At 38.9% G+C, this 25044-nt stretch carries 17 protein-coding genes and 4 tRNA genes; 6 read left to right on the top strand and 15 right to left on the bottom strand.

What is annotated here, in order from left to right:
- Positions 1 to 51: 51 nt before the first annotated feature.
- Together rpsI and rplM are read right to left on the bottom strand one after the other, a co-directional pair.
- Positions 52 to 441 carry a 30S ribosomal protein S9 gene (rpsI, locus tag L990_RS10195; RefSeq protein WP_047448849.1) on the bottom strand — a complete coding sequence of 130 codons (390 nt, stop codon included), beginning with the start codon at positions 439 to 441 and terminating at the stop codon, positions 52 to 54.
- A 5-nt stretch (positions 442 to 446) separates the two neighbouring features.
- Positions 447 to 902, bottom strand: coding sequence for a 50S ribosomal protein L13 (gene rplM / locus L990_RS10190; protein WP_047448478.1), 456 nt, complete (start codon positions 900 to 902; stop codon positions 447 to 449).
- 416 nt (positions 903 to 1318) lie between these two features.
- On the opposite strand from rplM, the gene L990_RS10185 reads away from it, so the two are divergent.
- Positions 1319 to 2686 carry a UDP-glucose dehydrogenase family protein gene (locus L990_RS10185; protein ID WP_052180902.1) on the top strand — a complete coding sequence of 456 codons (1368 nt, stop codon included), beginning with the start codon at positions 1319 to 1321 and terminating at the stop codon, positions 2684 to 2686.
- 115 nt (positions 2687 to 2801) lie between these two features.
- Here L990_RS10185 and L990_RS10180 read toward each other — a convergent pair whose 3' ends face one another.
- Positions 2802 to 3314 (bottom strand): CAP domain-containing protein, encoded by a 513-nt coding sequence (locus L990_RS10180; protein ID WP_052180901.1) that lies wholly within the window; start codon positions 3312 to 3314, stop codon positions 2802 to 2804.
- A 271-nt stretch (positions 3315 to 3585) separates the two neighbouring features.
- Positions 3586 to 5778 carry a glutamine synthetase III gene (locus L990_RS10175; protein WP_047448475.1) on the bottom strand — a complete coding sequence of 731 codons (2193 nt, stop codon included), beginning with the start codon at positions 5776 to 5778 and terminating at the stop codon, positions 3586 to 3588.
- Between the two features lie 683 nt (positions 5779 to 6461).
- Between L990_RS10175 and L990_RS10170 the strand changes: the two genes are divergently transcribed.
- Positions 6462 to 7643: a DUF4105 domain-containing protein gene (locus tag L990_RS10170; RefSeq protein WP_047448472.1), complete on the top strand. Its 1182-nt coding sequence runs from the start codon at positions 6462 to 6464 to the stop codon at positions 7641 to 7643.
- A 62-nt stretch (positions 7644 to 7705) separates the two neighbouring features.
- Positions 7706 to 9685: an OmpA family protein gene (locus tag L990_RS10165; RefSeq protein WP_052180900.1), complete on the top strand. Its 1980-nt coding sequence runs from the start codon at positions 7706 to 7708 to the stop codon at positions 9683 to 9685.
- Positions 9686 to 9724: 39 nt separating this feature from the next.
- Here the strand turns inward: L990_RS10165 and L990_RS10160 are convergent, their stop codons facing one another.
- From L990_RS10160 to L990_RS10150, 3 genes are all read right to left on the bottom strand, one after another.
- Positions 9725 to 10525, bottom strand: a complete 801-nt coding sequence (locus L990_RS10160; RefSeq protein ID WP_047448469.1) for a M48 family metallopeptidase — start codon at positions 10523 to 10525, stop codon at positions 9725 to 9727.
- A 119-nt stretch (positions 10526 to 10644) separates the two neighbouring features.
- A tRNA-Phe gene (locus L990_RS10155) sits at positions 10645 to 10717 on the bottom strand.
- A 33-nt stretch (positions 10718 to 10750) separates the two neighbouring features.
- Positions 10751 to 10826, bottom strand: a tRNA-Phe gene (locus L990_RS10150).
- A gap of 221 nt (positions 10827 to 11047) precedes the next feature.
- Between L990_RS10150 and L990_RS10140 the strand changes: the two genes are divergently transcribed.
- The 3 genes from L990_RS10140 to L990_RS10130 all read left to right on the top strand — a co-directional run bounded on the left by L990_RS10140 (position 11048) and on the right by L990_RS10130 (position 13926).
- A complete protein-coding gene (locus tag L990_RS10140) occupies positions 11048 to 12268 on the top strand; it encodes a M16 family metallopeptidase (protein WP_047448464.1) in 1221 nt (406 codons plus the stop codon).
- A gap of 1 nt (position 12269) precedes the next feature.
- Entirely contained in the window at positions 12270 to 12920 is a 651-nt protein-coding gene (locus L990_RS10135; protein WP_047448461.1) for an O-methyltransferase, read from the top strand.
- A gap of 499 nt (positions 12921 to 13419) precedes the next feature.
- Positions 13420 to 13926: an RNA polymerase sigma factor gene (locus L990_RS10130; protein ID WP_047448458.1), complete on the top strand. Its 507-nt coding sequence runs from the start codon at positions 13420 to 13422 to the stop codon at positions 13924 to 13926.
- Between the two features lie 43 nt (positions 13927 to 13969).
- Here the strand turns inward: L990_RS10130 and L990_RS10125 are convergent, their stop codons facing one another.
- The 8 genes from L990_RS10125 to L990_RS10090 form a co-directional block, all read right to left on the bottom strand.
- Positions 13970 to 14227, bottom strand: a complete 258-nt coding sequence (locus tag L990_RS10125; protein ID WP_047448455.1) for a hypothetical protein — start codon at positions 14225 to 14227, stop codon at positions 13970 to 13972.
- A 92-nt stretch (positions 14228 to 14319) separates the two neighbouring features.
- On the bottom strand, positions 14320 to 15510 hold the full coding sequence (locus L990_RS10120) for a hypothetical protein (RefSeq protein WP_047448452.1): 1191 nt from the start codon (positions 15508 to 15510) through the stop codon (positions 14320 to 14322).
- A gap of 235 nt (positions 15511 to 15745) precedes the next feature.
- Positions 15746 to 15830: transfer RNA gene (locus tag L990_RS10115), tRNA-Leu, on the bottom strand.
- Positions 15831 to 15836: 6 nt separating this feature from the next.
- Positions 15837 to 15909, bottom strand: a tRNA-Gly gene (locus L990_RS10110).
- A 99-nt stretch (positions 15910 to 16008) separates the two neighbouring features.
- A complete protein-coding gene (gene mutS / locus L990_RS10105) occupies positions 16009 to 18588 on the bottom strand; it encodes a DNA mismatch repair protein MutS (RefSeq protein WP_047448838.1) in 2580 nt (859 codons plus the stop codon).
- Between the two features lie 974 nt (positions 18589 to 19562).
- The gene (locus L990_RS10100) at positions 19563 to 20069 is read right to left on the bottom strand and encodes a lipid-binding protein (RefSeq protein ID WP_047448449.1); all 507 of its coding nucleotides are present in this window, start codon (positions 20067 to 20069) and stop codon (positions 19563 to 19565) included.
- 57 nt (positions 20070 to 20126) lie between these two features.
- Positions 20127 to 21590 carry a SusD/RagB family nutrient-binding outer membrane lipoprotein gene (locus tag L990_RS10095; protein WP_047448446.1) on the bottom strand — a complete coding sequence of 488 codons (1464 nt, stop codon included), beginning with the start codon at positions 21588 to 21590 and terminating at the stop codon, positions 20127 to 20129.
- 25 nt (positions 21591 to 21615) lie between these two features.
- Positions 21616 to 24828, bottom strand: a complete 3213-nt coding sequence (locus L990_RS10090; protein WP_047448443.1) for a SusC/RagA family TonB-linked outer membrane protein — start codon at positions 24826 to 24828, stop codon at positions 21616 to 21618.
- Between the last annotated feature and the right edge of the window lie 216 nt (positions 24829 to 25044).

Below are 25044 nucleotides of genomic sequence, written 5' to 3'. Positions count from 1 at the left end.
AGTCTTGTAGGTTTGAAACCCAATCCGCAGTTGTTGGAAGAAGAAAAAATATTAACGTTTGCTGAACTGGAATTTCTTACGAGCCTTTGGTTGACCTGGCTTCTTACGCTCAACTACGCGAGAGTCGCGAGTTAGAAGGCCACTAGCCTTAAGCGCAGGACGGTAAGTTTCGTTGTCAATTTCGCATAGTGCGCGAGAGATAGCAAGACGTAGCGCCTCTGCTTGTCCCTTAACACCACCTCCATCAAGATTTACCTTAATGTCGTACTTACCAAGCTGGTTAGTAACAATAAGACCTTGGGTTGCAGTGTACTGAAGTACTCCAGTTGTAAAATAAGCCTCTAGCGGTTTTTCGTTAATTACGATTTCGCCCTTCCCAGGGGTCATGTAAATACGAGCTACAGCTGCTTTTCTTCTTCCAATAGTGTTAACAACTTCCATGCTCATTACTTAAGTTTATTAACGGTGATAACTTTTGGTTGTTGAGCCTCATGTGGATGCTCTGCGCCAGCGTAAACGTGTAGATTACGGAACAAAGCAGCACCTAGGCGGTTCTTTGGTAGCATACCCTTAACAGCCTTTTCTACAACGAAAAGAGGCTTACGCTTTAGCATATCAGCAGGAGTTGCAAAGCGTTGTCCACCTGGGTAGCCAGTGTGGCGAACATAAACCTTATCGGTAAGCTTGTTACCGGTAAAGCGTACCTTTTCAGCATTGATGATGATTACGTTATCACCACAATCTGAGTTTGGCGTAAAAGAAGGCTTGTGCTTACCTCTCAGAATCATCGCAACTTGAGAAGCAAGGCGGCCCACTACTAGATTGGTTGCATCTATCACTACCCACTCTTTCGGAGCAGATACCTTGTTGACAGATACAGTCTTGTAACTTAGTGCGTCCACTTTACTGTAAATTTTTGGTTAATACCTAAATATAACTGTGATCCAACCCCACTATAAGGGGTTTGCAAAAGTACAACTAATATTTCAAACAGCCAACTACCGCTCAGCGTTTTGTTTTACTGGCCATTACATTTTAACAATACATCCCTATGTAAGCTCCTGCAACTGCGACACAGCCGCCTTTTAAACCCTTTAAGCCCCATCCTATTCGCAAGTACGAACCTCCCAAAACTCACTTTCAAACTATTTAGGATTTCTTAATTATATATAGGTAGAATCATTTTACATTCCCGCTGTAAATTGTGTTTCTCTTATGAAACAACTTCGGGTAGGAGCCAATCAAACAAACGTACACAACAGCCAAACTCCTGCACGAAACATTTTGTACCAACATCCATCTTTAAAAGTAGAGTAAGATGAAGATTACTATTGTGGGGAGCGGGTATGTCGGTCTTGTAACAGGCGCCTGCTTTGCAGAAACGGGTGTCGATGTAACCTGTGTTGACGTGAATATCGAAAAAATTGAAGGCCTGAAAAAGGGGGTTATTCCCATATACGAACCAGGTCTGGAACAGCTTGTAGAACGAAATGTGGCAAAAGATCGGCTGCACTTCTCCACAAGCCTAAAAGATAGCCTAACCGATAGCGAGGCTGTGTTTATTGCCGTAGGAACGCCTCCTGACGAAGACGGTAGCGCAGATCTAAAATACGTAATTGGTGTAGCCCGAGAAATAGGACAATACGCCGACCACTATCTGGCCGTAGTTACCAAAAGTACGGTTCCCGTAGGTACTGCAAAAAAGGTAAAATCCGCGCTTCAAGAGGAGTACGCTAAGCGAAAAGCAACATTCGGCTTCGACGTTGTTTCCAACCCAGAGTTTCTAAAAGAAGGAAATGCCATTGACGACTTCCTAAAACCTGACAGAATCGTGGTAGGTGTAGAATCGGAAGAAGCCGAAAACTTAATGAAACGCCTCTATGCCCCGTTTGTACTCAACGGACACCCAATTATCGTAATGGACATTCCATCTGCAGAGATGACTAAATATGCGGCAAATGCAATGCTAGCCACTAAGATTAGCTTCATGAATGACATCGCCAACCTTTGCGAAATAGTTGGCGCAGATGTAAATTGGGTACGCAAAGGGATTGGAAGCGACAACCGAATTGGCAACAAATTTATATATCCCGGCATTGGCTATGGAGGATCTTGCTTCCCCAAGGATGTGAAAGCCCTCATACAAACAGGCAAAGAGCACCATCATAAGTTAGAAATACTGCAAGCGGTAGAAGATGTAAATCAACGCCAAAAAAATGTTCTTTTCCAAAAAGCCGTGAAATTCTTCGATGGTGACTTAACAGATCGCACATTTGGTATCTGGGGCTTAGCCTTTAAACCTCAGACCGATGATATGAGAGAAGCACCTTCAATAGTAATAATTGAGCACCTTCTTCAAAACGGCGCAAAGGTCAAAGCCTACGATCCAGTAGCCCAAAAAGAAGCTCGACACCACTTTGGAAATAAAATAGAATACTGTCAAGGACCGTATGAAGCAATCATTGATGCAGATGCGCTCTTCTTACTAACAGAGTGGCCCGAGTTTAGGCTTCCAGACTTCAAGGCTATCGAAAAACTCATGAGAGGAAATACCATTTTTGACGGACGCAACATCTACGACCCTGCTGAAATGCATCAGCTTGGATTCAACTATTTTAGCATTGGACGATTACCTATTTTAGCGAATAACGTAATTGGTGTTAGGCCTGCAGTAAAGCATGCCTAATACTAGACTATCAGTCGTTTGAAACGAGCCCCGCCAAATGGTGGGGCTTTTGCAAAACAGTTCAAGCAATACGCCAGCCTCTGAAATTAGACTTCGACACTCATTATCCGGCCAATTACCGAGGAGTTCCAAATTCTTGAGTCCAATAATTACCTACCCTAGCAGCACCCAACTCTTTAAATTCCTTCCGCATTATATTAAGACAGTGCCCCTCGCTAGCCAACCAAGCATTCATAACATCCTTCTCTGAAGTATAGCCCATAGCAATATTCTCACCTGTAGCCATCCATGAATAGCCAGCATTGGTCACCCTTTGCGAAGGAGTTGAACCATCACTCCCGGTATGCTCAAAAAAGCTTTTCGTAATCATATCTACGGTATGCACTAGTGCTGCCTTTTCTAAGTTATCGTTCCACGTTAAGGGACCAACCGGAGGCATATAGGTAGAGCCACAATTACACCCCTTCGCTCTAACTTCATTAACTAGAGCCAACATGCTGGCTTTATTCACTACATTTTTACTCGAGGACACAGGAGGAGGAGTTGTGCTAACAGCAACGTTATCGCTTTCCTTGCTGCAACTCCCCAACAACAACGCGCCTACAACAATTTGACAAACCAGTTTCATAATCAACCTTATTTTATAGTGGTCAGATGATGCATCAACCTAAAGTCTCCATCTCCTTTAAGAAGAAACATCATCCAACCTACAATTAAAAGCCCCAAATGTATTTGAATAAAGCATGTACAGTTACCATGTTAAATCTATTTAGTCATAATTCAACCTCTATAGTAGACGATAGCTTAAACGAAAAAATCCCATAGGAGACCTTCTCGGCATCCTATGGGAGGACGGACTATAAACCTAAAGCTGACCTTTTTAGGGTTATATTATAATGCTAGTTCAATAGCAACAGTTCTCTATACTTTGGGAGAGGCCACAACTCGTCATCAATAAGCGCTTCTAGCTTATCAATGTGGTAGCGGATTTCTTCAAAATATGGCAACACCTTAAAGTAGTAGGCATCAGCCTTATCTTCAATCGCATCAATATTATTGGCAACCTTTCGCTCTTCAATCATATCCAAAACTTTTGTGCGAATCTCAATAATATGCTGCGAAATTGTTTTTAGCGTATCAACCTGAGGTGCAGCAAATGTTTCAAACTCACCCGCTCCGTATAACTCTTTAAGCCCTTTTAGGTTTTCAATAAGGGTATTCTGATATTTAACAGCCGTTGGAATAATGTGGTTGATAGCCAAATCGCCCAATAGTCTCGATTCAATTTGAATCTTTTTCTCCATTGCTTCCAAACGAATATCAATACGCGCATGGATTTCCGAAAGGTTGAGCACCCCAAACTCTTCAAATAAACGAACAGACTTCGGGTTAAGGAATTCCTTAAAAGCAGCAGGTAGGTCTGGAATACTAGCCAACCCACGACGAGCAGCCTCTTCCACCCATTCCTTACTATAACCATTCCCTTCAAAGCGGATTTTTTTCGTTTCTACAATAATTTGTCGAAGCACCTGTAGAATCGCCTCATCCTTTTTAACTCCCTTTACTTCAATCAGGTTATCAACTTCAGCCTTAAACCTCACCAGCTGTTGAGCCATTGCTGTATTAAGGATAATCAAAGGAGAAGCAGTGTTGCTAGACGAACCTACGGCCCTAAACTCAAACCTATTACCTGTAAATGCAAATGGAGAGGTGCGGTTACGATCAGTATTATCTAGAAGGATATCTGGAATACGCCCAATATCAAGCTTTATTTCTGTTTTTTCGTCAGGAGTTAGCTTCTTATCTGTAATTCGCTCCTCTATCTGATCTAAAATATTAGAAAGAGTAGTCCCCAAAAATACCGACATGATTGAAGGAGGAGCCTCATTACCGCCTAAACGATGTGAGTTAGAAAAACTTGCTATGCTACTAAGCAATAATGCGGCATGCTCATCTACGGCTTTCATGCTGTTAATCATGAAAGTTAGGAATTGGATGTTCGTTTTAGGAGTCTTCCCAGGAGAAAGCAGGTTTGTTCCCGTATCAGTCATCATAGACCAATTGGCGTGCTTTCCAGAGCCATTAATTCCTTTAAAAGGCTTTTCGTGGAAAAGAACTCTAAGCTTATGTCTACGAGCCACACGATGCATAACCGTCATCAACAACAGGTTGTGATCAACCGCCAGATTAGCCTCCTCGAACATCGGAGCACATTCGTACTGGTTGGGAGCAACCTCATTATGACGAGTCTTTAACGGAATACCTAATTTATAGCATTCTACTTCAAAATCTTCCATAAATATTTTAATCCGATCAGGAATCGAACCAAAATAGTGATCTTCTAGCTGCTGATCTTTTGCGGAAATATTTCCCATAAGCGTTCGGCCGGTGATCATCAGATCTGGTCGTGCAAGAAACAATCCTTCATCAATTATAAAGTATTCCTGCTCCCACCCTAGGGTTACGCTTACCTTTTTTACATCCTTATCGAAATATTGGCAAACATCGGTAGCCGCTTTATCTAGCGCATTTAACGATTTTATATGAGGCGTTTTAAAATCAAGAGCCTCACCCGTATATGCCACAAATATAGTTGGTATACAAAGAGTTCCTTCAAGAACAAAGGCAGGAGAAGAAGGATCCCATGCGGTATAACCTCTTGCTTCAAACGTATTGCGCAAACCGCCATTGGGAAAACTTGACGCATCGGGCTCCTGCTGTACCAACATGGAACCTTTAAAAGACTCAAAAGAGCCACCATTCCATAGTGGTTCAAAAAATGAATCATGCTTTTCGGCAGTAGAGTCATTTAATGGTTGAAACCAGTGGGCGTAGTGTGTTGCACCTCGATCCATGGCCCAAGCTTTCATGCCCGCGGCTATTTGATCCGCCACCTTACGATCGATTCTTCGCCCCTCCTCAATTGCACTTACCACACTTTCGTAAGCTTCAGGGGATAAGTACTGACGCATTTTTGCGCGATCGAAAACATTTTCGCTATAATACTTCGAAATATTCTCGCAAGAAGGAGACAGCCGTTCTGCCTTTTTGTTTACTAAATCTGTTAGTGCTTTAAATCGAAGAGTTGCCATAGTTTGTTTTTTAATGCTCGGACAAATATACAACCTTTTTCAAATACACCCCTGTTTTTTGTGCGCTTTTTCATAAAAAAAACACAAAAAAAACACAAGACACCCCAATAAAAACAAAGATACAAACAAAAAATAATCAAACAAAACTCATCTTAAAGACAAACTCGATGGTTCCCAAACTAACAAAAGCCCACAAAAAACAACTAACAACCGTTCAGAATAAAACTCCACCTAGCAACATTATCATTAGCCAACCTTTTTGAACCTTTTTCACTAAGTTCCCTCCAATAGGACTACCCTAAAATTTTACATGAACAGAAAAAACAAGATATTTCAATTTGCAAGAACAAAATAGCGCAAATACAAATCACTGATTAACAATAAATTTTATTTAATTTCAAAAAAAAACAACTTTTTCACTATTTTTTTTCGAAAAAAAGTTAATTATTTAAATTTAATTATAACTTTGTCATCAAATAATCATTGAAAGTTATTTGGCTGTTGGTCATATATATTTAAGTTTAGGTAGCAAACCTTTCAAACCTCAAACTTTCTTATAGCTAAACCTTAACCGAAAAGAAAGCGACTGCCGTGAAGCAGGCGCTTTTTTGTTTTTATGATCTCTTAGGTTGTTTTATTTCTTTCGCTATATTTAAATGCAATTTGAATAACCCTAGCATGCAATGATAAAACGAGTTTTGATTTTAGTATCTATTTTGATATCAAGTTTTTACTGCAAATCAGAAAGCTACAAAAATGTAACCATAAGCATATTAACAGCCTCTCCTGGAAATGAATTGTACTCCCTATTTGGCCACAGCGCCATAAGAATTCAAATTCCGCTAAAAGGCATTGACGTTGTTTATAACTATGGAGTCTTCGACTTTAATACTCCAAATTTTGGGATTAAATTCCTCAAAGGAAACTTAGACTACATGCTCGCAGCAAACAACTACAACGACTTCTACCAGAGCTATTTCTGGGACGAACGCGATCTGCTAGAACAGACTCTAAACCTTTCGAAAGCAGAAAAAGAAAAAATCATATCGCTTTTAGAGGAGAACTACCTTCCTGCCAACAGATACTACAGGTATGCCTTCCTTGACAACAACTGCGCTACTCGCATCAGAGATATCATTGAACAAGGGCTGAACGACCAGTCCGTATTCAATAGAGCATCAACCAACTACCCCTCGATGACATACCGACAAATGTTACGATCCTTTTTAAAGGGTTATCCGTGGGTTGACTTTGGCATCAACTTAGCTCTTGGGCTACCAGCAGATAAAATCACCAATAATTCTGAAAAGATGTTTTTGCCAGAATACATGAGGCAAGTTGCCGCTGGAAGTAAGAAATTAAACGGGGAACCTCTTGTTGAAGAAACAAGAACCCTGCTAGCATCGATAAAAGAACCATACCAAACGGTTAACTTCCTAACGCCTACATCGATTTTCTTTGCAATGCTAACGCTCTCCTTGCTTGGATTTTCGGCAAGCAACTATTCGAGAATATACTGCTCAATATTCTACTTTGTACTCGGAGTGCTTGGGCTAGTTCTGACTACTATCACCTTTGTAACTGAGCATAAGGCGGTACAACAAAATCTAAACATTCTTTGGGCTCTTCCTCTCAATATCATATTTTTTAGAGCAGCAGGAAAATCCACCATCAATAAAATACAGCGATACTATTTTATAATTATAGGTATAATCGCGATTATGCTATTAGCAAGTTGGGGGCATTTCCCACAGCAGTTTCACCCAGCAATTATACCTATATTAATTACGATTGTCGTTACAGCTGTTCAAATTAGCTTTCAACGATACACTCCCAGAACGGCAAAGCGTAGTAATAAAAAGTGAAATAGGAAACCTTTAATTATTAACATTCGACCTTTAAGGTAAGGCGTTCATAACAACATAAGATGAAAAGGATACTTGTTGGAATATTAGGGCTAATCGGCTTAAGTATGAGCGCGAATGCCCAACAGCAGCTTTTAGATAAAGCTGACGCTCTTTTCAACGCAGGAGCGTATGTCGAAGCGATTGCAACCTATCGCAATGGAGACTTTATTCAAGCGATTGATAAGGCTCAACGCGGAGGTGTATTCTATAAAATAGGAGAATCGTATCGAAGAATCGGACAAAATCGCCAGGCAGAAATATTCTACGAAAAAGCCCTCGACAAAGGATTTTCAGAAGGGGACTTCTACCTCAACTATGCCAAAGTTTTGTTAATCAACGAAAACTACGAAAAAGCGCTAAATTCCTTCAAAAAGTACAAAGAGCTAAAACCAAACTCTAGAGATGCTGAGATGGGAATTCAATCGGTAGAGTTTGCTCAAAAGTGGAAGCAAACCCCCACCAACTATTCTGTCGAACCACTACCTTTTGCCAATACACGTTACAACGATTTTTCGCCTTGCATCATCCCCAACGAGCCTAACACACTTATATTTTCTTCATCAAGAGATGTTGCAACCGGCTTTACCACCCACAAGACTACAGGTGAGAAGTTCTCTGACATATTCATTTCTCAAATAGATAAAAGAGAAAAATGGACAGCACCCAAGCCAATTTTAGGAATATCTACAGAGGTAGAAGAAGCCACATGCACCTTTAACGAAGATGGCTCCACAATAATATTTTCCCGCGCACGACTTGCAAAGCGCAAACAAATGGGTTGTGAAATATACATGGGTAAAAAGGAAGGTGAGCGATACGTTGACATTACACTTATTCCTATTGCAGACGACAGCACCATCGTTACCCACCCTTCTCTTTCTGCTGATGGGAACACGCTTTACTTTTCCTCAAATATGAGTGGAGGATTAGGAGGCCTTGACCTCTGGAAGATTACGCGAGATGGAAACAAAGGCAGCTGGAGTAAGCCCGAAAATCTCGGCATTTCAATAAACACTCCAAACGACGAAGTTTTCCCATACATCCATACTGATGGTACCCTCTATTTCTCATCTAATGGAAAACCCGGAATGGGAGGATTAGACATATTTAAGGCGAAACCCAATGGGAACGACTGGGTGGTCGAAAATATGAGATATCCAATAAATACATCTTCAGATGATTTTGGGATTGTCTTTTTCCCAGGAAAAGAAGCTGGATACCTTTCATCTAGAAGACCTGGAGGAAAAGGTGGCGACGACATCTACATGTTCAACCTCCCCCCCATTTCAATCAATATCTCGGGAACAATCATTGACAGTAAAACACAGAAACCACTACAGGATGCAATTGTTAAGTTGCTAGGAAATGACGGCTCCACGCTAAACAGCCAAACAAATCTTGATGGCACTTTCAAATTTATGATGAAGCCAAATACTGACTACATTGTAATTGGGACTAAGAAAGGCTACCTGAATGGCAAGTATAAGTTAAATACATTCGAAATAAAGCAAAGCAAAGAATACAATGCAAAAATAGAGCTCACCTCATACGAAAGACCTGTAGAGGTTCCCAATATTTTCTACGATTTCAACAAATGGGAGCTAAACCCAAAATCTACAGCAGCTCTTGATATGCTGATTGAAACACTGAACGACAATCCTTCCATTATAATTGAACTTGGAAGCCATACAGACAGCAGAGGGACTATAGAGTACAACTACAACCTATCTCAAAAAAGAGCACAAGCGGTCGTAGACTACCTTATCGAGAAAGGTGTTCCGACAGAAAGGCTCAGGGCCAAAGGCTACTCTTCCTCTACGCCAAAAATTGTTGACGAAGCTATGGCGAAACAATACCCATTCTTAAAGGCAGGAACAGCATTAAACGAACAAATAATATCCGGCCTCACCAACGACGAACAAAAAGATATTGCTCACCAACTAAATAGAAGGACTGAGTTTAAAGTTATTTCAAGCACCTACATGCCAAAAAACAAATAGTGACAAAATAAAAAAAGGCGGTTTTAAAACCGCCCTTTTTTATTTCTTATAGTACTTCATCACTTCTGGCAATGATGCCCGAATCTTATCAATACGGGTATTTTCTGCAGGGTGAGTCGAAAGAAACTGAGGATTTTTTCCTCCTTTACTCATATCTGCCATACGTTGCCAAAAAGGGATTGCCGTATCCGGATTATATCCTGCCATAGCCATAAAGATAAGCCCCATCTTATCAGCCTCTAACTCGTTATCTCTACTATAAGGAAGAATTACACCAACCTGCGCTCCTATTGGATATAGAGTTTGGAATACCTGCTGAGTTTGCTGAGATTTCCCACCCAATAGTACAGCCCCTAATTTTCCTCCCATTTCCAAAGCCATTGCCTGAGACATTCTCTCAGCTCCATGGTTAGCAATAGCATGGGCTATTTCGTGCCCCATAACTACAGCTATTCCATTATCATCTTTACAAATGGGTAGAATCCCAGTATAAAAGGCAACCTTACCTCCAGGCATACACCAGGCATTTACGATAGTATCATTCTTTATGAGATTAAACTCCCAATTAAAACCTTCAAGCCTAGAAGCAAGCCCATTATCAGCCATGTATTTTTCTACAGCCTTTTGAATTTTCAGGCCAACTCGCTTAATTTGTTCGGTTTGAATTTTATTAGTCGACAATTTTGATTGCCCAAGAGTCTCCTTGTAATTCTGCTCGCCAAGAGCGACCATTTCGCCAGAAGACACTAACGAAAGCTGCTTACGCCCTGTTACAGGAACGGTAGTACAAGCGGAAATAAAAATACCTGCGCCCAACGCAAACATCAAAAATTTTCTCATAACTAAATGGTTTGAGTGTGTGTAATATTCTTCAACCTCGATTTAAAACACAAATATAGGAGAAATGTTACGGACGAAAAATGGAGAAAATAAAAAAGCCCAAGTAAAACTTGGGCTTGTGGTGCCACCAGGAATCGAACCGGGGACACAAGGATTTTCAGTCCTTTGCTCTACCAACTGAGCTATGGCACCTTGTCAATGATTAGCCTGCGTTAAACTTTCGTTTGGTGGTGCCACCAGGAATCGAACCGGGGACACAAGGATTTTCAGTCCTTTGCTCTACCAACTGAGCTATGGCACCTTTTAGCCGCTAAGCCGTTTTTCAAAGACGATGCAAAGGTACTTCAATTTTCCAAACCTGCAACATCCCACAGCCTATTTTTAAGATTTATCCGTGCTAAAATAACGAACTACCTAAAGTTCAAAAGCATCTCCTATCAAAAAAATAAGTTAAAGAAGCGACAACTCACTAGCAAGCCTTACTATTAGCGTAAGATTACTACCTTTGTGCAAATTATTTGTATGGATTTTCAGATTTTCCAGCTTCCTAACGGAATTCGCTTCATTCATCAATACAACAAATCGGCGGTAGCGCATTGCGGGCTTCTAATCAACTCAGGCACCCGCGATGAATTTCCTCACGAACATGGGCTCGCGCATTTCATAGAGCACGTCCTATTTAAAGGCACCTCAAAAAGAAAAACATACCACATCAATTCCAGACTAGAAGATGTCGGTGGTGAAATTAATGCTTATACATCGAAAGAGGAAACAGCAATCCATGCAACTGTTCTAAAAACAGACTTTGAAAAAGCCGTAGAGCTAATTGCTGACATTGCGTTTAACTCCATTTTCCCCGAAAAAGAGCTGATCAAGGAAAAGGAAGTTATTCTAGACGAAATAAACTCGTATAAAGACAGCCCTGCCGATCTCATTTTTGATGACTTCGAAGACCTTCTCTTCAACGAAACATCGTTAGGCCGCAATATCCTTGGAACAAAAAAGCATCTAAAATCCTTCAATAGAGACGCCGTATTGAAATTTATCGAAAGAACGTACAATACCGATCAAATGGTATTTAGCAGCGTAGGTAAAATAAAACCCGATAAAGCACTTGCAATCGTTCATAAATATTTCGGATCATTACCAGCCAACTTCAGATCATATAGCAGAGACTTACTGCTTCCATATACTCCTTTTAAAAAACAAGTAAGTAAAAACACTTACCAAACACATTTTATACTAGGAAACAGAGGTTATGCCTTTTCTGACGATAAAAGAATACCACTACTCCTACTAACCAATATACTTGGAGGTCCAGCACCAAATTCCCGACTCAACTATACGCTGCGAGAAAAATACGGACTTACATACAATGTTGAAGCAAACTACACCCCATACACGGACACAGGAGTTTTCTCCATCTACTTAGGAACGGACAAGTCCAATTTTGAGAGAAGTCGAGAGCTGGTTATTGGAGAAATGAAGAAGCTGCAATCCCAAAGACTCGGGATCATGCAGCTGCACCGAGCAAAAAAGCAAGTTTTAGGTCAACTTGCCATATCTGCAGAAAGCAACGAGCAGCTAATGCTCACAAACGCCAAAAGCTTATTAGTCTACAACTCTGTTGACAAAATGGATTTAATAACAGAAAGAATCAGTTCCATATCAGGAGATAAGCTAATGGAAATTGCTAACGAGATATTTGAAGAAAACGCGTTATCAACTCTACTATACACTTAAAATGCTTCAAAAGAACACGGCTATAGAACGTTACATCGAACAGCACACAACCCAAGAAGATCACTTGCTTGCAGAACTCAATCGCCAAACCCATCTTCATGTGCTCCAGCCTAGAATGGTATCTGGCCATATACAGGGAAAAATACTGGAAATGATCAGCTACATGATCAAACCTAAGTTTATACTTGAAATAGGCACATTCACAGGCTATTCGGCAATTTGTTTGGCCAAAGGATTAACGGATGACGGATGCCTACACACTTTTGAAATAAATGACGAGCTAGAAGAGCTTGCTAGTGATTTCATTGAACGCAGTGGATACACCAATAAAATAGTACAGCACGTTGGGTCAGCCCTAAAGCTCGCTCCAAACCTAAATTTAAAGTTTGACCTTATCTTTATAGACGGAGACAAGCGTGAATATCCAGAATATTACAAAATGGCAAAAGAGCTTATTACCGACGAAGGCTTTATTCTTGCCGACAATGTCCTATGGGATGGCAAAGTTATAGAAACGCCCACACCAACAGACCTCTACACACAACAAATATTAAAGTTCAACCAGATGGTACAAGACGATCCAGATGTTGAAAACGTCATTGTCCCATTTAGAGATGGAATGACATTTATAAAAATGAAAAGAAAAAAATAATACCATAACAAATTAAGACGAACTATAAAGACGTCATGCTAAATCTTGATGACGTCTTTATAGCAATCCAACATAATAAATACATTAAATATCACCACTAATGCCCGAATCTACTGCGGCAAGACATCAAAATATTCGCTATTAGCAATACCATAAACAACCGATTTCCAATCATCTATCATTACCTATGCGAAAAAAAATTCCAGCATATTAAATTGATAATATTTTTCTTTAATATTTATTAGCTTAAAAAAATAGTATTCGGATTCTAGCGCATCGTAAATTGTAGTTGATAGTCAGCCAAACCAATTTTATTTAGAAATAATTTATACGACACAGGTAAGTCGCTGATTTAATACAGCTGATCATTGTTATTATTTAGACTAATTATCAAAAACTGGGTAGTTGCCATTTGAGGGTATTGATATGTTTAACCGATAGCGTATATTTGTTAGACATTTATTTTGACTAAGTTTAAATAAACATAAAACCAACGTCTATGACTGCAGCTGAATTTAGTAACCAATTGCTCAACCTAGAGCAAAGCTTGGAACGCTTCGCGTATAGCCTCACTGCAAACAGAGAGGATGCCAAGGACTTATTGCAAGAAACCTTTCTTAAGGCGTTAACCTACAAGGAAAAGTTTGAAGATAACACCAATCTTAAAGCTTGGACTTTTACCATCATGAAAAATACGTTCATCAACAACTATAGAAAAAGCATAAAGCAAAATACGACATTTGACACAAGCGATAATCAGTATTTGATGAACAGCAAGCCCGATCAAATCAATCCTGAAGTTGAATTTTCGCACAGCGAAATCAGCAAAAAAGTTGATTTGCTAGAGGATGAATTCCGTATTCCTTTCCAAATGCATAATTCTGGATTCCAATACAAGGAGATAGCAGAAATGCTAAACCTAAAAATTGGCACTGTAAAAAGTCGGATCTTTTTCTCCCGCCAGAAATTGATGAATTCGCTAAAAGATTTTGAGCACAAATATTAAAACAAAGAAGGAAGCGGAGATTTTATTTCCGCTTCCTTCTTGTTTAACACCCACACAAAAATATTTGCTCATCAAGGTGCTCTTCTACTCCTTCCACTACCAAGCTAACGGTATACGGATATCCAGGGCCTCCTGCATTAGTTGTAGTCTCCCCCTTAAATTCATAATCAATATTCTTCATATCGCAAACATCTCCAAAATAACTAAAGGCATCCCTAAAGTTATCAAATTGACGATTTAGATTGGATAAATCACCAACGCTCTCCTTCACCTTGGATATAATTACAGAAAAACTAGCCATAACAAAACCTTTTTGAACTACGTCAACAGCACAATTTTAACCATCATGCACCGAGGCAATGTATGTAAAAAAAAATGTGCATCAAAAGATCGTTATCTGTTTTTCAGCATCAAAAATTCCTTTTTATACTTAACCTCACTCCTAAATTCAGCCCTCTCCTGCCCTTTCTCTCCTTTTACAACAAATACAAGAGCATATTCCGTATCACTACTTACAATCACAGCATCAGGAATTCCTGCATCAATGAGCCTTATCGGATTGGCAACTGCTCCATCGACAAAGTAGACAAACGGAGTCTCCATTGACCTTACGTCTAAAAAGCAAACCTGCCCGTTTGCGATCATAAAAAGCATGTCATTCAGACTAAAAAGAACGTCAACAATTCGGATAGGATGCTCAACATCGATAGTCTGATCTGTAGCATAACTCAATTGCTTAATGTTGAATTTAGAAACATGCCGCTTGCGAATTACAGAAGACAGTAAAGATGCAAAAGGAGCTGATACTACTTTCCTCAGATAATACAGGCTACTATAAGCCCCCTTCAACTCAACATTTTCGGGCAACACCCCCATTTCTTTTCGGAGTTCTATATACTTCGGATCATTCTGGTAGATATTATCAAAATACGACCTCAAGGTAACAGCCGTCTTACCATATACATGCAGATAGTTGGTTAAATTTAGATTGTCGTTGTAGTTAGAAACAACGGCCATTCTACCATTAGCTACCGCAATTCTTTTGATGAACTGAAGTTTTGTCGTGACCTCTAGCTCGCGCACTTTCAAAAACCTTGGTTCAAATGGATTTGAGACATCATATTCAACAACACCCATTGGATAATGATTTTCAAATAGATAAAGAGAATTTTCATACACGTTCATATGTAAAATACTCTTCCCCGAATATCGTTTGTATTGAACTTCCGATTTTACTCTCACTTCATTTCCAGCAAAATCTATACAGACCAAAGGGTCGAGCGAAATATTGGGCAAGTAGAATGCCCCTAAATACACAACATTCCCCTTTACAGCTATATGAGAATAGCACACATCATGAATACACTTCTCCCAAATTAATAAAGGAGCACAATCAACTATTTTGTGAGCATAAATGTATGTTTCTGCCCCAGCCTTTACCAATGAGACAATTTTTTCATTATCACAAACAACAACTTTAGCCTGCCCCTTAAAGGCAATCTGACAAATTTCGATTAAACCAGAAGAAGAAACCTCAACAATAGAAACATTTGTTTTTAGAGGTATAGCAACAAGATTTGGCATATTTTAGAACGTTAGATATTGTCAATAAAGAGAGGCCTTCATCTCCATCTACCCATCATCACACGCCCCATGTGTTAAATTTAGTATTTTTTTTGAGATTTATTAAACAACTTCTTCCGTTTTATTTTAAAAATAAACCGATAACGCCCAAAACGTAAAGAATAAAAAGCAATGACAATCTAGACAATAACAAAAAACCCTTTGCAGATTCATAATCTACAAAGGGTTTAGAATGTACCTGGAGCGGGAATCGAACCCGCACGGCCGCAATGGCCACAGGATTTTAAGTCCTGCGTGTCTACCTATTCCACCATCCAGGCAACTCGAGCGGAAAACGAGACTCGAACTCGCGACCCCAACCTTGGCAAGGTTGTGCTCTACCAACTGAGCTATTTCCGCATAATTTTAAGAACTTCATTCCGGAAGTTTCCCTTCCCAAATGCGAATGCAAATTTAGTCATTTTGGGCAAATCTCCAAAAGGAGATTGCCCAAAACGACTACAATCCTGCAATTTTTTTTATTTCATTGAGCTTATTCAACGCCTCTATAGGTGTTAAATTATTAATATCCATCCCCTTAATTTCGTCTCGAATCTTTTTCAAAACAGGATCATCTAACTGAAAAAAGCTAAGTTGCATCCCTTCTCTATGTGCTGCAATCTGGTCTACAGGCTTATCGAGTCCGTTACCTCTATGAGCACTCTCCAGTTCTTTCAATATATCTCCAGCCCGTTCAACCACACTACGAGGCATTCCCGCCATTTGAGCAACATGAATACCAAAACTATGCTCAGTACCTCCTTTAACTAGCTTACGCATGAACAGCACCTTACCATCAACCTCTTTTACTGAAACGTTGTAATTCTTAATTCGATCAAAAGAATTTTCCATTTCATTAAGTTCATGATAGTGGGTTGCAAATAGCGTTTTTGCACGTGCTGTAGGATGCTCGTGAATGTATTCGACCATTGACCAAGCTATTGAGATTCCATCGTACGTACTTGTTCCCCTCCCAATTTCATCCAACAAAACAAGACTTCGAGGAGAGAGGTTATTCAAAATACTGGCAGCCTCATGCATTTCAACCATAAAAGTCGATTCGCCCTGCGATATATTATCGGTAGCTCCAACTCTTGTAAAAATCTTATCAACAATCCCTATTTTAGCAGCAGATGCAGGCACAAAACAGCCAACCTGAGCCATCAGCACAATGAGCGCCGTTTGCCGCAGAAGAGCACTTTTACCGGCCATATTGGGTCCAGTTATCATGATTACCTGCTGGTTCTTCGAATCTAAATAAACATCATTAGCAATATACTGCTGATCATGATTCAGCTGTTTTTCAATTACGGGATGTCTTCCATCTTTTATGTCCAAAACATCAGAATCCACCAGCAAAGGACGACTGTAGCCATTCATCAACGCCACCTTAGCAAAGCCAATTAGGCAGTCTAGCCGAGCAACTAACGACGCATTTAACTGTATAGGTGCAATATATTCTACCAATGCAGATACCACCTCACTAAAAATCCGCTGCTCTAGTGCAAGAACCTTTTCTTCAGCTCCAAGTATTTTCTCCTCGTAATGCTTAAGTTCTTCTGTAATATACCGTTCAGCGCTTACCAAAGTCTGCTTCCGAATCCAATCAGAAGGAACTTTATCTTTATGTGTATTCCGAACCTCTATATAGTATCCAAAAACGTTATTGTAGCTAATTTTTAGAGAGGTAATCCCGGTTCTCTCAATTTCTCGCTGCTGTATTTGCAGCAAAAAATCTTTCCCGTGATTCATGATAGCGCGGATCTCATCAAGCTCCGCATTTACACCATCTGCAATAATGCTTCCTTTCCCTAAAATATTACCAGCCTCTGGCCGAATTTCATGCTCTATTCGCTGCCTAATATTCTCGCATAAGGCTAACTGTTCGCCCAAATCTCTTAAAGAGCCGTTTTCTGCCAAGGCACACTCCTCCTTTATGCCTTTTATTGCATAAAGTGCATTACGCAAATGAACCACTTCGCGAGGTGTTACCCGACCTACGGCAACTTTCGATATTATGCGCTCCAGATCACCTATTTCATAGATATGCTGCGACAAACCTTCTCGAACATCTTCCTTGTCAATAAGAAATTCGACAACATTTAATCGGGTATTTATAGCAGATATGTCCTTTAAAGGCAATGCCAACCAACGCTTAATCAATCTACCTCCCATTGGAGAAATAGTTTGATCTATAACATCAATAAGCGTTTTAGCATTCTCGTTTACCGAATTGAACAACTCCAAGTTGCGAATTGTAAACTTATCGAGCCATACATAGCGATCTTCCTCCAAGCGAGAGATGGAACGGATATGGCCCACCTGATGGTGCTGAGTTAAATCTAAGTAGTAAAGAATTGCTCCTGCCGCAGAAATTGCATAAGGCATATCCTCTACTCCAAACCCCTTTAATGAGGCCGTTTGAAAATGACGCAGCAGCCTTTCATAGCCAATCTCTTTGCCAAAAACCCATTCGTCAACCTTATAAGTGTAAAATTTAGAGCCAAAGTGAGCCTCAAATTCATGGTCAGTACCGCGCTGATAGAGAACTTCTTTGGGAGAAAAATTGGTTAAGAGCTTATCAACGTACTCAAAGGTCCCTTGAGCCGCAAAAAACTCCCCAGTTGAAACGTCAAGAAAAGAAACTCCAGCTAATTTTTTATCTGCATACACACAAGCAAGAAAGTTATTTTCCTTGTGTTCCAGAACATTATCATTAAAGGCTACACCAGGAGTAACCAACTCTGTTATACCTCGTTTAACAATTTTTTTTGTCAGCTTAGGATCTTCGAGCTGCTCACATATGGCAACACGCTGACCTGCACGAACTAAACGAGGAAGATAGTTATCAAGAGCATGATGAGGAAATCCTGCTAGCTCCACAAATGAGGCTGAACCATTGGCACGACGTGTAAGCGTTATCCCCAATATCTCACTCGCTCTGATGGCATCTTCGCCAAATGTCTCGTAGAAATCCCCCACCCTAAAAAGCAAAATAGCGTCAGGATGCTTCGACTTAACGCTATAGTACTGCTTCATCAGCGGAGTTTCTACATATTTCTTTTCTTCAGCCAAGGTTATATCTGGTTTGATTTGAAATTCAAAAATAGTGAAAGGGATTTAGTTTTTCTTATGAAGAGAAAATAATAATTCATCGAAACAAACTTAACTCGTACTTAAATACCTTGCTGATCTTCTATCTCATAATCTCATTCTGCTATTTTCCAACAAACCCGCCCTGTAAATTAAATTTATTCACCTTAATACAAAAATATTAAGTTCGTTTTTTATAAAAACCAAACTTACCTTTGACGACTTTAACAATAGCAGATCTTTAACCGTTAGTTCCTATTATATATTTGATTTCAATCCATATAATCACAAAAAAACCAGGCATTCAACATGAGTTTCTTTTAAAAATCATAATTATAAACAAACAATGCCAATAAGGCTAACTTATTCTTCAATCCAAAACTATTAGTTCTTATAAATAAAAAACGAATGGACAACTGTCAAATCTGTTTAATTACATGATAATCAACACATAAAACTAAACACACAAACTAAAAACCCTTTATTTCTTCAGTATCTGAAAACATCAACAAGAATGATGTCTTTCCTCAAAGAATGAAAACAATAACTTCATGAGATGAATTCGGACAGATATCTCCTCCAAAACCTCCTCTTTTTACCGTTTTCAAGCGGTTCGACTCCATATATAATCTCCATCGTAAAGCAACTCATACGCAAGATTAATCTTTACCAAGATTTAAGGCTTTATAAAATAAATAATTAACACCAATTATCTACAAAATAGAATTATCCTGCCCCTGAGAGTGCTCTAAGAGGAAAATTTTTATAAAAATCTCACATATATAAGCCAATCCGCTTAGTCATTCATATTCTTTTGTCTTCGAAATAGAATAATTACGATGTAATTATTTAAAATTTTATCAAAAGAGGCTGTTTAATTCTCATTAAACAGCCTCTTGAAATTATTTACCAAGTAAATTTTAAGGCATATCTTCAGGCCAAGCAGTTCTTCTGAAACCCTTTATCAAATAGGTTACAGTACTATTCGTTGTTGGTTTCATCTTAAACGAAATAAAATCGCTTTTACCGCCCGATGGAGTATCAAATCCATTTAAAACGACCTTACCTTCAGTAATTGTCAGTTCATTGTCAGTCGTAAAAAAAGTGTTAACTCCTTTTACAATGCTAAATGACTTCTCTGCTACAGAACAATTCACTTTACCCAAAACACCAAAAGGGTTCGCACTATTAGACAATCTAACCCACATAATGTTATCGACATTCGATGAGGTATTATAGGTATAAAGCGTATAACCATCACCATTAGGAATTAGGGATCCTGTAGCAGCATCGTGTATGCTTACTACCCATTGTCCGCAAAGAGGAAACAAAGGAGAATATTCTACTTTTTGATCCTCATAAGTCTCACAGCTTGCAAAAGCTAAAGAGAAGAGACTTATTAATGTAAATAACTTTAATATCTTCATTAATGAAACTTTTTAATGTTAATAACATAAGAATCGAAAGATTCTTACCTCTCTTTTTTATTGCTTATGCCACCACATCTTTTGTGCAATCGGGATAATCTTGGGGGCATTGGGATTATAGTCTGAAGAACTCTTAGGAATAATTAGTCTTCGAGGAAGTTCTCCTGCATTAAGAACGCTGTTGGCTGCAGGAACAAGCTGACCAACAACATAACCACCTTCTGTAGTTTGCTTAGTACCTAACTTTGGATATCCCGTTCTATTAATATCGAAGAAGGAGTCCCATGCTTGGCATCTTGTAGAAGCTATCCACTTTTGTGTAATTATTGCTTCAATCATTTTAGTATCATCACTAGGAAATTCATAAGCACCTCCAACTTTAGTAAAGTCAGCAGCATTAGTATAACCCCAGCGAAGAAATGCCTCATTTACTGCTTTATCGTAAAACTCTTTTGCTTTAGCCGCATTAGGTATTCTGGCATAATACTCTGCTAGTGTAAAGTACGATTCTGCAACCGACAAAAAGTATACAGGATCTGTTGCCGCTAGCATGGCGCGTGAAGTTGTATTACTTGGTAAAGCGGAAGAAGAAATCGATGTATTACCATATGGTATACCCTTATAAATACCTTTGGCCTTTTCAAAAAAGTTGGCAATCCTAGGGTCATTCTTAACGGATAAAAATGCTAATAGTGTATTTGAAGCTTTTATATTATTAGTTGTGTTCAATTTTCTTCTGTCATTTTCATAAAAAGGATTGGACTTATTTTCTTGATCAACAAATCCATTCATTCTAGCATCAACAGTTACAAAATCGTTGTCGGCAATAAGTTTGGCAAGAGCATCTTTATTTGCCTCATAATCACGCATTAAAACCTTAAATTTTAGTGATTTTGCAAACTGAATCCATTTTTTCATGTCGCCATTATAAACAAAATCCTCTGCCTTAATGGGATTTTCGTCATTTGCGGCTATTGCCAAATCCTTCTTTTCAATAGCCTCGTCAAGTAACTTAATAATTCCTGCATAAACAGTCTTCCCGTCATCATACTTAGGTTTCATGTTAGCCTCCCCCTGTAAAATCTCGTTAAAAGGAACTGTTTCGTAAAAATCTGCTAAAACATGAAAATTGAACGCCATAAGTATTTTTGCGGGCACATAGTAGTTCCACTGCTTTTCTGCTTCCGAGGTCTCTACTATAGACTTTAGATCTTTCAATGCACCAGCATATGCAGCAGACCAAACACCATTGTAACTAGAATAAGTTAGAGCATACGTTACTGTTGTGTTGTACTGGTTAGCCGTATTGTTCTGAGTGTAATGCTGACACCAAAAACTACCTATCATCTGTAGATCAGAACCGACTCTAGATGCAGTCCAAGCAATGCTTGAAGGTAGCAACAACTTTGGTGACGCTTTCTCAGGATAATTAGGATCTTTATTTATATCCAGAAAACTTTCACATGCGGTGAGCATAAAAAAAGCGGATATAAGAATTATGAAGATTGAATTTTTTTTCATCTTGATCAAATTTTAAATTTATGTGCTAAAAAGTGATTTTTAAACTACCTCCGTAATTCCTCGTTGTTGGGGCTGCTGCAAACTCACCAAGTTCTGAGGTGATGTCATTTCCAAAATTGGTAGCCTCTGGATCTACAAAATTATTGTCTTTAGGTGTCCATAAGAACAGGTTACGTCCCACAACTCCAAAACTAACTCCTTTAACATAACCCTTTTTGAAAAGTTTACTAGGTAAAGAGTATGATACCGCAATTTCTCTCAACTTTAGATAATCCTTAGGAAGCACAAAAGTCTTTTGAATTGGAGTGTTTTTAGAGTTGTTATAATAATCATACATTGCATTATTAGCAATAGGAATGTCGTTTTCTACATAAACAGGTTTCCCATTTGCATCAACACCTGTCTGCTTTACAGAATTAGGGATAACAAACGGTTGTCTTTCGTTAAATGTAGTTTTAGTGGCATTACCATTAAAATTCATAATATGAGAAGTGTAACTCCAGAATTGACCACCTTTTCGCCAATCTAAAACACCGCTAAGAGTTATCCCCTTGTAGGTTACACGCGTATTGAACCCCATTGTAAAATCAGGCTGCGAAGTTCCCACATTATCCTTTTTACTTGCGTCAATTTGAGGTCGACCTGCTGAATTAACAACAATTTTACCTTTATGCTCTCCTTCTGCAACCCGAAGTTCCGCAGGGGCAAGGAATTGACCAAGAGGTTTACCTACAATGGCTGTGAAATCTATGTCATATCCAGATACGATGAGATACCTGTCAGTACCGGCCCAGAGTTCTTTTACCTTACTTTTATTCTTTGCAAAAGTTACACCTATTTCCCATTCCAAATCAGATGTTCTAACAGGAATAATGCGCATATTTGCTTCAATACCTTGATTTTGGATTTTACCAATATTCTGTGTTCTAGAAGTGTAACCTGTTTCTGGCGCCACTGTAGCAGAAATGATTTGATCCCTAGTCTCTTTATTGTAGTAAGCAATATCAAATGTTAATCTATTCTTGAAAAAGCGAGCATCAATACCAAACTCAAGTTCAGTAGTAATTTCAGGCTTAAGCCCCATATTTCCTAAACGGTTGCTCTCTGTTAATCCAAGGACTCCTCCATATGGGAAATATAAATCCCCAAACCCAAGACCAATCTGAGTTGGATAATAGGCTGATTGTGTTCTATAAGCAGGGGCGTCATTACCCGTTTGACCGTAAGCCGCTCTTAACTTTATAAAGTTTACATTATCACTTTGCAATGATTTAAACATATCTGTTAAGATTACAGAAGTATTTAATCCCCAGTAAAAGAAACTATTTTTACCCTTAGGTAAAGTTGAAGACCAGTCATTTCTTAAAGAAACTGTTAAGAACCAGTAGTTTCTAAAATCAAAATTCATTTGGCTAAATGCGCCAATCAATCTTCTTCTTGAAATACCAGAACTGGTTATAGGCATTACTTCTCCATTTTCTAAACTATACCAATTAGGTTGTACCAAACCTGATAGCGATGAATTATGATAAGAAGATGAACGTTGGTTGAAGTTGTAACCCAAAACACCATCGAATCCAACATCTTCTGTTAACTTGTAGTTTCCAGATAGTAAACCTGTAAAATCAATTTGATCCCATGCATCATTTCTCTCATTATAGTAGCCTACTTCATTTTTCTTCCCACCTTCGGCAGCATAACTACCTACTGTTCTTCTTGCAATCGCATTCCATCTTTGTTGACGAGAGTTGGTAAAATCACCTCCTAAACGAGCTATTGCTTTAAGTCCTTTTAGAATTTGGTAGTTTAATTCTGTTTTCCCGTATACGCGATCGTCCTGATACTTATTCCCATTGTTTTTAACAACCCACCAAGGATTTTCCGCATAAACAGTATAGTAATTGTCTGTATTATTGTAAATGTTGTTTAGATCCTTTGTATCTTGGAAGTCTACATCAACAGCATGCTGCAACAATTCAGGAAAGATAGTAGCTCCATTATCCCCCTGCCCTGCACTTACATTGTTCATATCTTTGCGAACATAGTTAACAGAGTAATTGATATCAAAGTTGTTATACTTCGTATTTCCTCTAAACGAAAAAGTGTTTCGACTGTACTTGTCTGCATCAGTAGGAATTACACCGTTAGCATAAGAGTTTCCATACGAAAATACCAAGCCTGTATTTTTAGTACCTCCCTTAATGCTTACGGAGTTGTTGGTTTCAAAACCTGTTTCATAAAAGTTTCTTAAGTTATCTTCAACATATGAAAACCTTTTAATGCGGCCTTTAGCATTTGGATCAAATTTCCCGTTTGCATCAAGTGGTGCTCCCCAATCATGAAGACGACCATCTAATTTTGGACCCCATGAGCCATTTTCCATTCTATCCCAATCAGGCCATCCTTGTCCGAAAACATTTTGAGTTTGAGGCACTCGAAGCACATTACTAGCCGTAAACGAACCATTGTACTCAACTGTAATTTTCTCATCCTGTTGAGCTCTTTTAGTGGTAATCATTATTACACCACTGGCAGCCCTTGAACCATAAAGAGCGGTTGCTGATGCTCCTTTTAGAACGGTTAGAGACTCAACGTCATCGGGGTTGATGTCGCCAGCTTGGTTTCCAAAGTCTACAGCATCAGAACTACTACTGCTTCCCGAGAAACTGTTTTGAATAGGTACTCCATCAACAACATACAGTGGCTGGTTTTGTGAAAAAGAAGAATAACCACGTACAATTACCTTTTGAGAAGTTCCTGTTTGTCCGGATGAAGAGACATTCACTCCTGCAACTTTACCTGCAATACCCGACATTACAGATGCAGAACGTCCTGCGAGTAGATCTTCGCTTTTTACTGTTGATGCAGCATAGCCTAATGTCTTCTCCGATTTTTTCATACCCATTGCAGTCACCACGACCTCATCAATCTTTTGAGTCTCGGGAGATAAGATTATATTAATCTCACCACTCTTAATTGCAACCTCCTGAGTTTGAAAACCTACAGTCCTAAAAACTAAAGTCTTTGCGTTGACAGGAAGATTTTTAAGTGTAAATTGACCCTCAACGTTGGTTGATGTACCAACACTTGATGCCTCCTTAACAAATACACTAACTCCAGGAATCGGTTGCTTATCCTCTGCGGACAATACCTTTCCTGTTACTTGCTTTACTTGTCCAAGCGCCGAGCCAGCACCAAAAACAAGCAGCGTTACGAGTAACGTTAGAAATCGCCTCATAATAGTTTGTTTAGCAGTTTGTAATAAATTTTCATTCTACCGATCTTGCGAAATCAGGTGTGCAATCACCTCTAGATAAATCAAAATCGACACCTGCAAATTTATAACATTATTTCACAACGACAATACTTATTTAAATTTTTAATAATTACGGTTAATATTAGTTGCAATAATCATTCTAAATCTAATTTTTCATTACAATTCCTTTAATAATCT

This window comes from Alistipes sp. ZOR0009 (genome assembly GCF_000798815.1).
In the GTDB taxonomy this organism is placed as follows: Bacteria; Bacteroidota; Bacteroidia; order Bacteroidales; family ZOR0009; genus Acetobacteroides.
Note: the sequence above shows the minus strand (reverse complement) of the source record. Positions and strands in the feature narration are given on the sequence as shown.

Excerpts from the sequence above, each read along its gene's own strand:
- L990_RS10185 (WP_052180902.1), top strand. The coding sequence starts at position 1,319 with ATGAAGATTACTATTGTGGGGAGCGGGTATGTCGGTCTTGTAACAGGC.
- rpsI (WP_047448849.1), bottom strand. The coding sequence starts at position 441 with ATGGAAGTTGTTAACACTATTGGAAGAAGAAAAGCAGCTGTAGCTCGT.
- L990_RS10090 (WP_047448443.1), bottom strand. The coding sequence starts at position 24,828 with ATGAGGCGATTTCTAACGTTACTCGTAACGCTGCTTGTTTTTGGTGCT.
- L990_RS10165 (WP_052180900.1), top strand. The coding sequence starts at position 7,706 with ATGAAAAGGATACTTGTTGGAATATTAGGGCTAATCGGCTTAAGTATG.
- L990_RS10175 (WP_047448475.1), bottom strand. The coding sequence starts at position 5,778 with ATGGCAACTCTTCGATTTAAAGCACTAACAGATTTAGTAAACAAAAAG.
- L990_RS10140 (WP_047448464.1), top strand. The coding sequence starts at position 11,048 with ATGGATTTTCAGATTTTCCAGCTTCCTAACGGAATTCGCTTCATTCAT.
- L990_RS10130 (WP_047448458.1), top strand. The coding sequence starts at position 13,420 with ATGACTGCAGCTGAATTTAGTAACCAATTGCTCAACCTAGAGCAAAGC.
- L990_RS10180 (WP_052180901.1), bottom strand. The coding sequence starts at position 3,314 with ATGAAACTGGTTTGTCAAATTGTTGTAGGCGCGTTGTTGTTGGGGAGT.
- L990_RS10125 (WP_047448455.1), bottom strand. The coding sequence starts at position 14,227 with ATGGCTAGTTTTTCTGTAATTATATCCAAGGTGAAGGAGAGCGTTGGT.
- L990_RS10160 (WP_047448469.1), bottom strand. The coding sequence starts at position 10,525 with ATGAGAAAATTTTTGATGTTTGCGTTGGGCGCAGGTATTTTTATTTCC.
- L990_RS10170 (WP_047448472.1), top strand. The coding sequence starts at position 6,462 with ATGATAAAACGAGTTTTGATTTTAGTATCTATTTTGATATCAAGTTTT.
- L990_RS10135 (WP_047448461.1), top strand. The coding sequence starts at position 12,270 with ATGCTTCAAAAGAACACGGCTATAGAACGTTACATCGAACAGCACACA.
- mutS (WP_047448838.1), bottom strand. The coding sequence starts at position 18,588 with ATGAAGCAGTACTATAGCGTTAAGTCGAAGCATCCTGACGCTATTTTG.
- L990_RS10120 (WP_047448452.1), bottom strand. The coding sequence starts at position 15,510 with ATGCCAAATCTTGTTGCTATACCTCTAAAAACAAATGTTTCTATTGTT.
- L990_RS10100 (WP_047448449.1), bottom strand. The coding sequence starts at position 20,069 with ATGAAGATATTAAAGTTATTTACATTAATAAGTCTCTTCTCTTTAGCT.
- L990_RS10095 (WP_047448446.1), bottom strand. The coding sequence starts at position 21,590 with ATGAAAAAAAATTCAATCTTCATAATTCTTATATCCGCTTTTTTTATG.